Source organism: Streptococcus sp. 3.1, from assembly GCF_016648915.1.
Taxonomy (GTDB): domain Bacteria; phylum Bacillota; class Bacilli; order Lactobacillales; family Streptococcaceae; genus Streptococcus; species Streptococcus salivarius_E.
In genome coordinates this window covers 75608-89100 of the sequence record NZ_JACLQV010000006.1, presented here as the reverse complement: position 1 = coordinate 89100, position 13493 = coordinate 75608, and the positions used below count along the sequence as shown (strand labels likewise).

Annotated in this window: 14 protein-coding genes; all 14 read right to left on the bottom strand. The window is 40.7% G+C overall.

Annotation, left to right across the window (positions count from 1 at the left end; all coding sequences use genetic code 11):
- Positions 1–271: 271 nt before the first annotated feature.
- Positions 272–661 (bottom strand): hypothetical protein, encoded by a 390-nt coding sequence (locus H7U02_RS05265; protein ID WP_181419169.1) that lies wholly within the window; start codon positions 659–661, stop codon positions 272–274.
- Positions 642–1565, bottom strand: coding sequence for a phosphodiester glycosidase family protein (locus tag H7U02_RS05260; protein WP_110980956.1), 924 nt, complete (start codon positions 1563–1565; stop codon positions 642–644). Before H7U02_RS05260 ends, H7U02_RS05265 begins: the two co-directional genes overlap by 20 nt.
- Before the next feature lie 161 nt (positions 1566–1726).
- Positions 1727–2461: a PHP domain-containing protein gene (locus tag H7U02_RS05255; protein WP_110980996.1), complete on the bottom strand. Its 735-nt coding sequence runs from the start codon at positions 2459–2461 to the stop codon at positions 1727–1729.
- 8 nt (positions 2462–2469) lie between these two features.
- Complete coding sequence (locus H7U02_RS05250) at positions 2470–3114, bottom strand: TIGR01906 family membrane protein (RefSeq protein ID WP_070476367.1); 645 nt, start codon at positions 3112–3114, stop codon at positions 2470–2472.
- A complete protein-coding gene (locus H7U02_RS05245) occupies positions 3104–3877 on the bottom strand; it encodes a TIGR01457 family HAD-type hydrolase (RefSeq protein ID WP_021145568.1) in 774 nt (257 codons plus the stop codon). Before H7U02_RS05245 ends, H7U02_RS05250 begins: the two co-directional genes overlap by 11 nt.
- A gap of 1 nt (position 3878) precedes the next feature.
- Positions 3879–4622, bottom strand: a complete 744-nt coding sequence (locus tag H7U02_RS05240; RefSeq protein ID WP_070575025.1) for an acyl-ACP thioesterase domain-containing protein — start codon at positions 4620–4622, stop codon at positions 3879–3881.
- The gene (gene hemW / locus H7U02_RS05235) at positions 4623–5759 is read right to left on the bottom strand and encodes a radical SAM family heme chaperone HemW (RefSeq protein WP_110980959.1); all 1137 of its coding nucleotides are present in this window, start codon (positions 5757–5759) and stop codon (positions 4623–4625) included. It lies immediately after the preceding gene.
- A 94-nt stretch (positions 5760–5853) separates the two neighbouring features.
- On the bottom strand, positions 5854–6594 hold the full coding sequence (locus H7U02_RS05230) for a hypothetical protein (protein WP_110980960.1): 741 nt from the start codon (positions 6592–6594) through the stop codon (positions 5854–5856).
- A 209-nt stretch (positions 6595–6803) separates the two neighbouring features.
- On the bottom strand, positions 6804–7877 hold the full coding sequence (locus tag H7U02_RS05225; RefSeq protein ID WP_201042907.1) for a hypothetical protein: 1074 nt from the start codon (positions 7875–7877) through the stop codon (positions 6804–6806).
- Between the two features lie 64 nt (positions 7878–7941).
- Entirely contained in the window at positions 7942–8988 is a 1047-nt protein-coding gene (gene rfbB, locus H7U02_RS05220; RefSeq protein WP_037601000.1) for a dTDP-glucose 4,6-dehydratase, read from the bottom strand.
- A gap of 202 nt (positions 8989–9190) precedes the next feature.
- The gene (locus H7U02_RS05215) at positions 9191–9784 is read right to left on the bottom strand and encodes a dTDP-4-dehydrorhamnose 3,5-epimerase family protein (RefSeq protein ID WP_037600997.1); all 594 of its coding nucleotides are present in this window, start codon (positions 9782–9784) and stop codon (positions 9191–9193) included.
- The gene (rfbA, locus tag H7U02_RS05210; RefSeq protein ID WP_110980962.1) at positions 9784–10653 is read right to left on the bottom strand and encodes a glucose-1-phosphate thymidylyltransferase RfbA; all 870 of its coding nucleotides are present in this window, start codon (positions 10651–10653) and stop codon (positions 9784–9786) included. The genes H7U02_RS05215 and rfbA overlap by 1 nt, the downstream gene beginning before the upstream one ends.
- A gap of 213 nt (positions 10654–10866) precedes the next feature.
- Positions 10867–12213, bottom strand: coding sequence for an acyl-CoA thioester hydrolase/BAAT C-terminal domain-containing protein (locus H7U02_RS05205; protein WP_110980963.1), 1347 nt, complete (start codon positions 12211–12213; stop codon positions 10867–10869).
- A 186-nt stretch (positions 12214–12399) separates the two neighbouring features.
- Complete coding sequence (locus H7U02_RS05200) at positions 12400–13488, bottom strand: NAD(P)/FAD-dependent oxidoreductase (protein WP_110980964.1); 1089 nt, start codon at positions 13486–13488, stop codon at positions 12400–12402.
- Positions 13489–13493 lie beyond the last annotated feature (5 nt).

Genomic DNA, 13493 nt, shown 5'->3' with positions numbered 1-13493 from the left:
TTACAAACCAAGTGGATACCTAAAGAGACTTCTGACTGTGATCGCTTAACTGGAAACCACTACTTTTTTCAGCTACTTTCATCACTACAGAAGATTTCGTTCTATCTAAATTCCTATCACAAAAAATCTTGCTCAGTTATTTTTTTTGACAATTTCTTTGTACTATTTCCCAAATTGAAATCATTTCTTCATACTATAATTTGTATATTTATCCTAAATAATTTTTCAAAGCAAGACAAAAAGCCTGAAGCACAGCTCCAAGCTCTCATGGTTAAGCTAATTTTCTAGGTCTGATAAATCCTGTCATAATACTCAAACAAAGTAGTCCAGCTGCCACATACCAATAGGGCATATCTACACTAGTTGTACGTCCTGAGACTTCAACAATACCTTTAACTAAACAAGCACTAGCGACAATAGCGATGGCTGAATTAAAGAGAAGTTTCGAGGCACGATTTCTCACCCAAGACATCCCCAGTCCAGTAAGTAGATAGATAAGTGCTCCAGCCAATGGTGCAAAGAACATCATGCGCATAAACATGGATGATTCCCCATAAGAAAAGCGTTCATAAACAAAGGTAAAGACTAGGCTAAAAATAGTTAAACCGATGTAGGTGAAAAAGTGTTTGCTGGCTGATTTTTTAGTAACCGATGTAAACAATATCACTCACCGCCCTTTCTGAGATTTTGTTTCCGTTTGTGGTTGGCTTGTTAATGACTTGACCATTGAAGTACATGGTAGATGAGCCACCACCGTCAAGGTTATAGGCTGTCGTCACGCCATAAGATTTCATCAACTCTGCCATTTCATAAAGAGTCAATCCTGACGACTCACTGGTACGACCATCAGAGACAATGACAATATAGTGCACACTGCCGTCACTTTCTTCGATAACTCCGATGGCTGTACGTGGATTGTCAGCCATGGCTTGACCAACCTCTTCATTTTCTGATACAGCTACCTTGCCATTTTCAACCAAGGTTGGACCAAAGGCAAAGGTATTCACCACACCTGAATCAACCAATTTTTGAGCCGTTGTATCGCTTTCCTTAAAGGTCTTGAAGCTACCATCTGAGTAAACGGCAAGGTCCTCGTAATCACTGTTTCGATCAGTATCACGATAGACTTGACCATTCTTAATCACATAACCTGACTGATTAGCCCCATAATAGTCACCGTTTATGGCAAAGATAGCATTGTTTTGCTGAGCAATACTTGAAGTAGTCTCGGTGATGTTGGTCCCATAGGTATTTTGTGCCAAAGCTGTTTTAAGGTAGTCAGCACTTGACAGCTTGATATCTGCCACATAGTAAGTAGTATCACTGGTTTTACCCGTTGTGATTTTGATATCCATATTGTCATCTTTATAGGTCGTATCTGTCTTAGTTACCTTACCAGTGCTGGTAGATGCTGTCGACGAAGATGTGCTTGAGCTAGTCGTATTGGCTGAAACCGTTGAGACTGCTGAGGGAATGACAAAGACCTTTAAGAGAGAGTAGACATTTGCCCCCATCAGAAAAAGGGTAAAGAGTAAGGCATAGGCATGCCTTTTGAGAAATTTCATAGAAGACCTCCAATTTTGAAAGATAAGATAGAAACCATAAGTTTCTTTTGCTTGACATTAGCATAACAAGCAAAACTTAAAATCTTCTATAAATCCCACAACCACGCTTTTCCTTTAAGTTTTCCTTAAGAAAAAGACAGCTTCAGTTGAAGCCATCTTCGCTATATAATCATATCTTCAGTAATATCAAATTCTCTCAAGAGCCCCTGAATCTTATCAAAGTTCAGACGAAAATGCTCTAACTTATGCCCATCAGAGCCGATAGAATACTTGCAACATCCCAAATCCTTAACAAGGCCCAAGGCATAACGATAAAGATCTTCGTGATGATAGAGATACATACTCTTTGCATTCAGCTCAAAAGCCAAATCATTAGCCATCATTTTCTGGAAAATGCGTTTGAGCTGCTCCTCATAGGCTTTTAGCTCATCAACAGTCACGTCAAAAAGTCGGAAACCATAGTCAAAATGGGCCAGAACATCTGCGTCCACACGACCAATAGCGTACTCCAACTTGTCCAGATACTCTTGAATAATGCTTGCCTTGTCCATATCAGCTACCTCATCATCAAGATAATCATTGACCCCATTATGGTGAACAGAAAGCAGTTTGAGATCATAGTCCTTCCCATCCAAAAAGGCCAAAATATCCTTTTCCCTAGGCTGATAATAACCAATCTCGATGCCACGTTTAATACGATTGCCATACTTGAGGTTAAGACTTTCGATTTCGTGACTATAAGCCTCGTACTCGGGCACATCGTCCTGTTTGGTATAAGGATTAGAGAGATCATAATGCTCAGTCGTTACAATCTCCCCATCAAAATGTGTCAAATAATCAGTAAAGTTCGCATCCGAATCATAGGAATGATGGGTATGCAAATGGTTATCACGAATAGACATAACTACTCCTTATTTTTCAAATACATTGTAAGCTGCTTATGGGCCAACCAGGTCAAACTCACCACCAACCCCTCATAAATAATAAAGAAAATCACAAAACATTGAAGGAAATACTCTTCTGGTAAAACGTTGATAATCGGATCCAAGATTGGATTAAAGAGCCAACTGCTATCTCCAGGAAAGAGGGCTTCATGAAAGAGCGTAAAAAACTCATCAAATCCGAGAAAAACTCCCACAACCCCAATAAGGATTGGTAAAACAGCTAAACTCATATAAAGCCTACGATAAAGACCAAAGGTGCCCTTCTTCACATTTCGCCAAAGAAAGGTCACAGCTGGATAAGCCAGTAGAATAACAAGCCCCTGTACCAAATGAAAGAGCCACTTCACATCATGAAAATGCTTTAGCCCACTCTCCGACGATGGAAAATCAGCCATAGTCAGATGACCAACCCAAGGAAAGGTCAAGTACTGCATGAGGACATTGAAATTATGCCAAAGCTCCGTCTTTCCGATAATGACATAGTCCATAAGATGCATCCAGTCAATATCAAAATAATAGAATCCCCATGCCAGATAAATTGTCACCAGAATAGACAAGGCCAAGAGCCAAATCGGAGTCAGAACAGCATTAATCCTAGTTCGCATCAAAATCCCACTCCGCTAGACTAGAAAGTACATGGTCGGGTTTTACTGGTAAATTCGCAACCTCTTCCGCCTTGGTAAATCCAGTTGTCACAAGAAGTGTTGGAAAGTCATTTTTAATACCAGCTGTAATATCAGTCAAGTAATTGTCACCAACCACGATAGTTTGGCTACGTTCTGTCCCAAGGATTTCAAGAGCCTTGTTCATGATAATAGCTTTAGGCTTACCAATAATGATTGGTTTCACACGGGTAGCCGCCTCAATAAGGGCCAAGAGGGAACCAGCACCTGGAAGAAGACCACGTTCAGTTGGGATATTCAAATCTGGGTTAGTTCCAATAAATATGGCCCCTTTGTGGATGGCAAGCGTTGCTTTAACCAACATTTCATAAGTGACTTCACGGTCCAAGCCCACCACAACATAGGCAGGATTTTCCTCATCTACCGTATATCCCGCTTCCGCAATTGCAGATTTAAGCCCAGTCTCACCGATAACATAAACCGTCTTGCCACGATTCATATCGTTCATGTAGTCAACTGTCGCCAAAGTAGCTGTATAGATGGTCTCAAGGGGCGTTTCCAACTCACACTGATTACGCAAAAGCTCTTGCACCATCTCTGGTGTACGCATACTGTTATTAGTCACAAAAAGATAGGGAATCTGACGCTTCTGCAACTCCTTAACGAAGGCTTCTCCCTCAGGAATACGATCCTTCCCCTTGTAGATAGTTCCATCTAAATCAATCAAATAACCTTTATATGTCATCTTACTCGTCTCCTATTTCTTTCCATTGGATAATGGCCTGAGCATGAATATTGCCATCAACACAAATCTGATGTTGACTGCTCAAACTTTCTTGGTCAAACTCATAGCCTGAATAAATCTCTGACCCATGATGAATTTCCTTAACATACTTGAGGTCAATATGGGCTGGTGTGTACTTGGTCAAAAAGTCCAAATCGAAAACATCCAACATCCACTCCAAGTACTTGCTATTATTAACGTGACCATTCATGTCTAGGTCAAAATAACGCACACGATAAAGCGTCTCAATTGGATTTTCCAAAGCCTTATAGCGAGGCCCTCGAATCAACTTTTTAATCTTATCAGCCCCATAAGGTGCTACCACCTCATCTGGCACTTCGGCTACCTTACGCGTTTCATAATCCATAAGAGCAAAAGTAGTCTTAAAGAGCATGATTTGTTGACCAGTTTCATCCGTGATGTAAAAATTACGGTAACAAAAAATCTTATTATAGGAAACGGCTTCAGTTGTAATGGTCACCTTTTCATTGTAGCGAGGCAAACGGTCAATCTCAATCGCATAGTCTGTCACAATCCAAACCAGACCGTACTTATCAAAAACTTCCTTATCCGTATTACCCAGAGACTCTGACTGCATACCAGATACTTGCAATGAAAAAGCCAATAAATGTGGTAACTTCACCTGATGCGTGATATCCGTCTCATAAAACGGAATCTGATAAGGAATACTAAATTTTAATCCCATCTAATCCTCCAAGATAAATTGCTCAGCGACACTATCTCCCAAAAAGAGTCCTCGTTTGGTCATACGAACCACCTCTGGATCCTTGACCAAGAGACCATCTTCCTGTAGTTTTTTCACAATGTCTCCATAAGTATCCGAAAATGACAAACCAAACTTCTCTTCAAAACGTTTAATAGACACACCTGACTTTTTACGCAAACCAAGGAAGAACTCCTCCTCCATCATCTCCGCCTTAGTCAGATGCTCCTCGTGAAGTCTAGCATGACCATCCTCAGCTATAGCCTTTAGATAATGCTGGATAGGTCCTCTATTGCGATAACGAACACCATTGACATAACCAGAGGCTCCAGCACCAACACCATAGTACTCATCATTATTCCAGTACATGAGATTGTGACGACTCTCCATCCCAGGTTTGGTAAAGTTGGAAATCTCATAATGCTCAAAACCATTCTTTTCCAACTCTTGGATAATATAGTCAAACATCTCTGCTTCCAAATCCTCAGTTGGCAGATTGAGCTTACCCCGACGCATCTTATTCATAAAGACCGTGTGATGTTCCAAGATCAAACTGTAGAGACTTAGGTGTGGAATATCCAGTTCCAGTGCCTTTCTCACATTTTCCTTGACCTGATCCATGGTTTGACCAGGTAGCGCATAAATGAGGTCAATGGAAATATTATGGAAACCAGCAGACTTCAAGCTATCAATGCTTTCATAAATCTGTGCTTGATTGTGACTGCGGCCAATTTGACGCAAGTGCTTGTCATCAAAAGTCTGAACCCCTAAAGACACTCGATTAACAGCAGATTTTTTGAGTACTTCAATCTTATCAACCGTCAAATCCCCAGGATTGGCCTCAATAGTAAATTCCTCCAGCTTTGACAAATCCAAGTTTTTCTGAAGATGACTTAAAAGGTAGTCCAATTGCTCGGCAGAAATAGCTGTTGGGGTCCCTCCACCAATATAAAGCGTGCGAAGCTCCTTGATATCTAAAAGCTCCCACTCACGAATCAAAGCCCGTAGGTAGTCATCAACGGGCTGATTTTTAATAAAGACCTTGGAAAAGTCACAATAATAACAAATTTGTGTGCAAAATGGAATATGCACATAAGCTGAAGTTGGTTTTGTTTGCATGTAACTATTCTACCATTTTTTAAGCAGAAATGAGACCATGAATGATAAGAGTTGAGGCAAAAAAGAAGCTATCTCTTCAGATAGCCTCTTCCTATTATTTTGTTAATGAGAATGGGAAAGCATTGTAGTTGCTATAATCAAAGGTTGGGCCCAAGTCTGAAATGAATTGAACTGGCGTGTAGGTTCCATTTTCAAGAATAAAACCAGGCTTAGCTTGGAAACCAGCTCCCCCTAGTCCAGTAATACCAGGAAGCAAGGTTGAAAAATCGCCACCTTCCCAAACGTAGAGATTACCGGAAATTTGAACAGCTTTTGCAGTTGTTGAGCTTTGACGATAGGGTTCGTAATCGACATTGAAATTAGCTTTTGAAGTGATGTTCCCATCAGCATCAACTGTAAAACTAATGTCTGTTGCTTGAGGACTCGTACCAGTCCAAGTTCCCACTAATGCTGCTGGAACAGGAGCATCACTTTGAGTATCAGTTGTTGCTTGACTAGACTTGTTTGACTCAGAAGCAGCACTACCACTTGTTCCTGCTTGACCATCAGTTCCTGCTGTGGCTTGATTTTTTGAAGAGCTAGCTTCAGGAGCACTCGCTTCTTCTTGACCTTGAGAATCCTTTGAAGATGAATCCTCTGTCTTAGACTTTTTAGCAGATTTCTTCTCAGATGCTTTTGTTTTTGTTGATGACTTCACAACTTTAGAAGTTGACATTGTAGATGATGATGCAGTGTCTTTTTCTGACTTAGAGCCACATCCAACAAGGGTTGTAGAAACAGCTACAGACAACAAAACAAGAGAGCAAACACGAATAACTTTTCTTTTCATTTTCATAAACCTCTTTTCTATATGTCTATTATATCTATTTTGTTACAAAAATCAAGTGTTTTGTGTAATTTTTGTAATATTTATGTAATCATTTGTATCGCTGTTATAAGTTAATGTGGTATTTATAAGTAAAAAAAGCCTATCACCCCCTATAGGAATGATAGACTTTGGGATATGATCTAAGCACTTCTTATCTGCTAGAGGTATCCTAATTACTATTTGTCTTGTCTTTCAAGATAACCTTTATAAGAGAGAAGGTTAAAGCTATCCTCTAAGAGAATAATGCGCTTACCACCATCTACAAGGACATAATAGTATGACTTGCTCGCATCGTGGTAGATGTCATTAACACTCTTAGCATGATAACCATGTGACTTAAGAGACTTCTGTATTTTAGCAAACTCTTTTTGCACCTTACCATTATCTACGCTGCCTGATTGATCCACCAGATATTCTTTTAAAGGCTTAGCAATTAAGATATCTTTACCATCAGAATCTGTAGTAACAACCCCATTTTCAGAGATAGTCCCTTCTACTTCTGAATCATCATCAGAATCAAATTTTTTCCATTGCCCAACAAAAACTTTTGGAACCTCTGCCTTATGAAAAAGACATGTCTTTTTTAAATCTTTGGTACTTCTTGATCCGTAGTGGAGGTCTGATAAGAATAAATCTAGAACTAAGTTTGTCCCATCTTTCTGAATCAGATTATAGTATCCAAACACTTCCGTCTTTACCAGGATGATCTCTTTTGTCTGTAATTGGTATTTCTTGTCAAAATCAGCAATCGTTTTTAGTTTTGAATCACTGACGTCCTCTAAGTTTTTTTCAAACTTCTGTCTTACTTTCTGACCAATAGAGATTTCTTTGATTTCTTCTTCCCTATGGCCTGCAACAAGTTTTGACTTTTTCCCACTTAACTCATAAACCAAACCAGCATTATCACTAGTTACCCACAAACCACCCAAGTTTGTTCCTTTGGAAGAAAACAAAAAGAGGCCAAGACTTGTTGCTACAATAAGAAATAAAGCAATACCAAGACCAATAAAAGTCTTCTTCCCAAACTTTTTCTTCTTAACAAAGACCATTTGCTGTGCATAAGGTTGGTTAACTATTTGATTTGGTAAAGGCATGGTTCCTGCAGTCACGGAATTTCCATTGTTGGAAAAATTAACTTGTTTTCCTTCCATAACAAATTCACCATTTAGAAGGGCCTGCTGACACTCCTGAATAGTGGGCTTACGATTATTAATCGCTTCAAAATATTCAATCCATTCTTTTCTATTCATCATCTCTCCTAACAGTTCTTAACAGAAAAATCTATCACTAGCTTGGAAGTGATAGATTTTTCAATTATTTAAGCACTTCTTGAGTCTTAGCGTAGTTAGCTTCAACAGCTTCTTTTTCAGCTTTCCACCAATCTTGGTGATCTGTATACCACCTAATCGTTTCTTCCAAACCTGATTCGAAGTTTGTGAATTGTGGTTCCCAACCAAGTTCTTCACGCAATTTTGTTGAATCAATCGCGTAACGCAAATCGTGACCAGCACGGTCTGTTACACGGTCGTAAGCATCTTTTGGTTGACCCATTTTTTCAAGGATGAGTTCAAGCACTTCCTTGTTATTCTTTTCACCATCAGCACCAATCAAGTAAGTCTCACCGATACGGCCCTTAGTAAGGATGGCCCAAACACCAGTTGAGTGGTCATTAGTGTGAATCCAGTCACGGACGTTTTTACCTTCACCGTAAAGTTTTGGTTTAATCCCTGACAAGATATTGGTGATTTGACGTGGGATGAATTTTTCGATGTGTTGGTATGGTCCATAGTTGTTTGAGCAGTTTGAAATAGTTGCCTTAACACCAAATGAACGCACCCATGCCTTAACAATAAGGTCTGAAGCAGCCTTAGTTGATGAATAAGGTGATGATGGGTTGTATTTGGTTTCTGCTGTGAATTTTTCACCAGGACCTTCACCATGTCCAGGGAGATCTTCACGCAATGGAAGGTCACCATACACTTCGTCTGTTGACACGTGGTGGAAACGAATATCATATTTACGAGCAGCTTCCAAAAGTGTGTATGTACCAATAAAGTTTGTGTGGATAAATGGTGATGGGTCGTTCAATGAATTATCATTGTGACTTTCAGCCGCGTAGTGAACGATAGCATCAGCCTTAGCAGCCAATTTATCAACCAATTCAGCGTCAGCAATATCACCAACAACCAATTCAACACGGTCACCAAGGATTTCTTCAATGTTAGCACGGTTACCAGCGTAAGTGAGCTTGTCAAGGACAGTCACATGCACGTCTGGATGATTGTTGTAGACATAGTGTACGAAGTTTGAACCGATGAAACCTGCGCCACCAGTTACGATGATATTTTTATATTCAGTCATTTTTTCTCCAAATTTCTTAGTTCCTTGACCGTTCCTTTAGCTAGTGAGGGACGCCAGCAACCCTTTGGTTTCATGGCTAAATCCGGAGCCTAAGTCTCCGGATTTCCCTACAAGATTCCCTTAGGGAATCTTGTTCCCACTAGGGCAGGAACGATCTTATAACGCTCCTTGCAGTCGCGATACTGCTATGCAAGACTCATTCTTACAAATCTTCTGCTTTTAGGGGTTTAACGTCTTTGAGTAATGGGTGGTTTTTATCTGCTTCTGAGACTTCTGCTTCTTCCAAGTTTTCCCACTTGATATCAAGGCTTGGGTCTGCGTAATTGACAAAGGCGTATTTAGGTTTAAGCTCAAGTGCCCAGTAGTCGTTCACAAGGTAGCTATAGGATACTTTGTCAGACAAAACTTGAAAACCATTGGCAACACCACGAGGAACAAAGATTCCTTTTGAGGCATCAATGACTGTTTGGTAAGTATTTCCAAACGTTTCGCCTTCACGAAGGTCAACCCATGTTCCAAGAACCTTTCCTTCATCTGCTACTGAGATGTATTTATCCCAAGGCTCAGCGTGCAAACCACGTAAAACATTTTTTCGTGAGAAAGAAACATTGTTTTGCAATTTTCCTTCTGCAAAGAATGATTCTGGAAAACCAAGCGGCAACATTTTTTCCTTTTGGAAGTTTTCCTTGAACCATCCACGGTTATCTCCATGTACTGGAATATCAAATTCAAGTAAACCTGGGATGGCTTCAATCTTACGTGCAGCTAATTCTTTACCAAAAAATTGTTCAGTCATTATGCTTCTCCAATCAAACGGAGCAAATATTGCCCGTATTCATTCTTCTTAAGTGGTTGTGCCAATTCGAGGACCTGCTCTTTAGTAATGTAGCCCATGCGATAGGCAATTTCCTCAAGGTTAGCCACTTGAACATTTTGCAAACGCTGAACTGTTTCAATGTACTGAGCAGCTTGCAAGAGACTTTCGTGAGTGCCTGTATCCAACCAAGCAAAGCCACGTCCCATAAGTTCAACAGAGAGGTCACCACGTTCTAAGTAAGCCTTGTTAACATCCGTGATTTCAAGTTCGCCACGAGGACTTGGTTTGATATTTTTGGCAATTTTCACAACATCATTGTCATAGAAATAAAGACCAGTTACAGCAAAGTTTGATTTTGGATGCTCAGGTTTTTCCTCGATTGAGATGGCATTCATATTGTCGTCAAATTCAACAACACCAAAACGTTCTGGATCCTTAACTTGATAACCAAAGACTGTAGCTCCTTTTTCCTTAGCTTCGGCACGTTGAAGCATGGCAGAAAGACCATTGCCATGGAAAATATTGTCCCCAAGAACAAGGGCAACACTATCATCACCAATGAAGTCTTCACCAATGATAAAGGCTTGAGCCAATCCATCTGGACTTGGTTGTACTGCGTAAGAAAGGGAAATACCGAACTCAGAACCATCACCAAGGAGCTCTTCAAAACGTGGAAGGTCCTGTGGTGTTGAGATGATGAGGATTTCCTTAATACCAGCCAACATAAGTGTTGATAGTGGGTAATAAATCATTGGTTTATCGTAAATCGGCATCAGTTGTTTTGATGCAGCACGAGTCAATGGATACAAACGCGTCCCTGAACCGCCTGCAAGAATAATACCTTTCATAAGAAGGCTCCTTTTTTCTCTAATATATTACCTATATTTTAGCATTTTTCAGCCCTCTTGTCACGGTAAACCCTATGTTCTTAAGCTTTCATTAAGAAAATCACAAGTGTCCATTTTCTTAATCCAATGAAAAAAGGATTTCGATTGAAACCCTTTTAGATTGAAGATAACCTCTTGTAGCACTTTCCTTAGAAAGCGTAATCATCATCTTCTTCAGTGCCTTTGTGCACTCATCCAGTCAAAGATACTGTTATAGGTTTGCCCATTGACACTAGCTCGAGAGCCACCGCCATAGGTTGGGTCAGTGGCTACCATACCACTATAACCATCCCAATTTTTCGTATTTTCAGGATGCTGAACGCCAATCACCTGGTCATGGAAGAAATAAATCCAAGCCCAATGCCCATCATACTCTGTACCAGGAAGATCAGTCCCGGTAGCTGTTTCAAAGTATGAAAACCATTTGTTAGAAGCTCCAGAGGTAATCAAACTCTTGTATAGAGGCAAGACACTATTTTCTGGTTGAACTGTTGTGTCCGCTTTCGTGTGAATCAACCACATAGGCTGGTTCTTCAGTTTATCAATCCCAGATTGGTCAACAGTTAAGGGAGCAGCAATTGGAATGAGAGCTGCAAAATAATCTGGATAGGTTGCTCCCATGGTCAAGACCATACCACCACCATTGGAAACCCCTGCAAGATAAATTCGTCCCTTATCTACCTCTGGGTGATTAGCTAGGTATGTATCAATGGTCTCTTTGAGTTGTGCTGCATTATCCGACCCCCAAGGTGTCTGCGTTTGAACAGCAAGCACATTGACCCCACGCGCCTGATCACCAGTTGTTAAGAAATGACCTTGAATATCAGGCTGGGTAAGTGCATAGACGTCATTTGAAAGAAGGGGAATATTCATATCTGTCCCTCTTTCACCAATGCCGTGTAGCCAGACTATCAAAGGTTTGGTGCTATTTCCTGTACCAGTCTGGGCACTATAAGCCGCATACTGCATGTTACCTACCTGCCCTCGCTCATCGAAAACCTCCGTTGTTGGCATCAAACGATTATTGATGGCATCTTGCTCAGAAGACACCATTTGCGACTGACTACTACCTTCTGCCACTACTGACAAATCTTTCATCGATACCATATAACTTTCCAGCCATTGGTTAGTCCAAGTAGAAAGGTTAAAATACATAGGTTCAGCATTTCCACCCATATTGTAGCGATTATAAGAAGGTAGGCTCAATTCAAGCGTCACGTACTTGCTGTTATCATAATAGACCACATGCCCCTGATCGTCGGACACATAAGAATTCGTCACCTGACGACTAACTCCTGTTGTTGTAACCTGGGTTGAGCTGTGGACAACCTCTGGTGTGACCTTCTGATTAAATTCAAAAATGACTTTGGTTACAGCAGGACCAAACTCATAACTCTCTAGGACAATTCTTGTCTTTGTCACAGCCAAGTCTTCTGCTGCCCCTGCTTTGACAGACAAGCCTAAACTTATGACTAACAAGGAAACAAAGACTGTCACATATACTTTAACTTTTTGGAACATAGTCCCTCCCCATTTTTTATTAGTATTCACCTACAATCGATGAACAGTTACTATTTTATCATTTTCTAATCAAATAAGAAATAGATGTAAATAACTCTAATAAAAAAGAATCAGCCAACATCCCTCAATAGCGAGAAATAGCCAGCTGATTCTTGAGTCTAAATATCTAGAAGAACTTTAATACTATTAGTCTTTTTTCTTAATGTACTGAGCCACTGGATAGTCCGCACTATCCAAGCTACCAGGGCGATTCATGGCCAAATCAACCAGATTTTTTCCAATCAGTGGCCCTGTCGTGAGCCCTGAAGATCCTAAACCAGAAGCAACAAAGACACTCTCAAGTTCTGGAACTTCTCCAAAGAAAGGAGAGAAATCACTCGTGTAGGCTCTCGTTCCCACACGTTCTGAGAAGGAATTAGCCGTGCTTAAGCCAGGGAAATAGGTCTTAGCCTCTTCCTCCAGACTTGCAAGTACAGTCTCATCAACTGTCAAATCAAAGCCTTGGTCATTTTCGTGGCTAGCTCCTACCGAAATCTTTCCACCAGCAAAGGGGATGACATCTAGTTCGCCCTCTGGCATCAAAACAGGCAACTTACCAGTATCTAACCCCTCAAAGAAATAGTCACGTAATTGACCTTTTTGGGGGCGAACATCTACTTCAAAACCAAGGGGTTCAAGCGTTTGACCTAGCCAGGCACCACAAGCGAGAATGACCTTATCAAAAGTTTGAGCATTAATCTCGTAAGTGCCATTGTCAAGAGGAGAGAGTGTAACTGGTCCCTCCACCTTTTCAAAACCAGAGGCCTCAATCAAGGTAGCTGTCAACTCTGCCCCCTCCACTCTGGCTCCTCCAGAAGCATAGAGATAATGGTCAAATCCAGTGAATTCAGGGAGATCCTCAGCATTTTTTATAGAGAGTTCACCAATAATGGGTGATTCTTCTAGTCTCGTTTCTGCATGCTGGTACAAAGCATCCAATTTACTATCGTCTTTCTTGAGAAGGGCTACACCAGACTGATCATAGAAGCTTGTGTCATAACCATCCTTTTCAAGATCTGAAACTAAATCTTGGTAAAAATCGGCTCCCAAACGGGCCATGCGATACCAGGCCTTATTACGACGCTTGGAAAACCAGGGGCTGATAATTCCTGCTGCTGCCTTGGTTGCTTGTCCAAGACCATGGTCAAATACTGTAACTTCTACGCCTTTTTCTTTTGATAAGTAGTAGGCAGCCGTTGAACCGACGATACCTGCACCAACGATTGCAATTTTCATTTTTT

What these genes read in the sequence shown, in the direction of transcription:
- H7U02_RS05260 (WP_110980956.1), bottom strand. Translation starts at nt 1,565, where the DNA reads ATGAAATTTCTCAAAAGGCATGCCTATGCCTTACTCTTTACCCTTTTT.
- H7U02_RS05250 (WP_070476367.1), bottom strand. Translation starts at nt 3,114, where the DNA reads ATGCGAACTAGGATTAATGCTGTTCTGACTCCGATTTGGCTCTTGGCC.
- H7U02_RS05245 (WP_021145568.1), bottom strand. Translation starts at nt 3,877, where the DNA reads ATGACATATAAAGGTTATTTGATTGATTTAGATGGAACTATCTACAAG.
- H7U02_RS05240 (WP_070575025.1), bottom strand. Translation starts at nt 4,622, where the DNA reads ATGGGATTAAAATTTAGTATTCCTTATCAGATTCCGTTTTATGAGACG.
- hemW (WP_110980959.1), bottom strand. Translation starts at nt 5,759, where the DNA reads ATGCAAACAAAACCAACTTCAGCTTATGTGCATATTCCATTTTGCACA.
- H7U02_RS05230 (WP_110980960.1), bottom strand. Translation starts at nt 6,594, where the DNA reads ATGAAAATGAAAAGAAAAGTTATTCGTGTTTGCTCTCTTGTTTTGTTG.
- H7U02_RS05225 (WP_201042907.1), bottom strand. Translation starts at nt 7,877, where the DNA reads ATGAATAGAAAAGAATGGATTGAATATTTTGAAGCGATTAATAATCGT.
- rfbB (WP_037601000.1), bottom strand. Translation starts at nt 8,988, where the DNA reads ATGACTGAATATAAAAATATCATCGTAACTGGTGGCGCAGGTTTCATC.
- H7U02_RS05215 (WP_037600997.1), bottom strand. Translation starts at nt 9,784, where the DNA reads ATGACTGAACAATTTTTTGGTAAAGAATTAGCTGCACGTAAGATTGAA.
- rfbA (WP_110980962.1), bottom strand. Translation starts at nt 10,653, where the DNA reads ATGAAAGGTATTATTCTTGCAGGCGGTTCAGGGACGCGTTTGTATCCA.
- H7U02_RS05205 (WP_110980963.1), bottom strand. Translation starts at nt 12,213, where the DNA reads ATGTTCCAAAAAGTTAAAGTATATGTGACAGTCTTTGTTTCCTTGTTA.
- H7U02_RS05200 (WP_110980964.1), bottom strand. Translation starts at nt 13,488, where the DNA reads ATGAAAATTGCAATCGTTGGTGCAGGTATCGTCGGTTCAACGGCTGCC.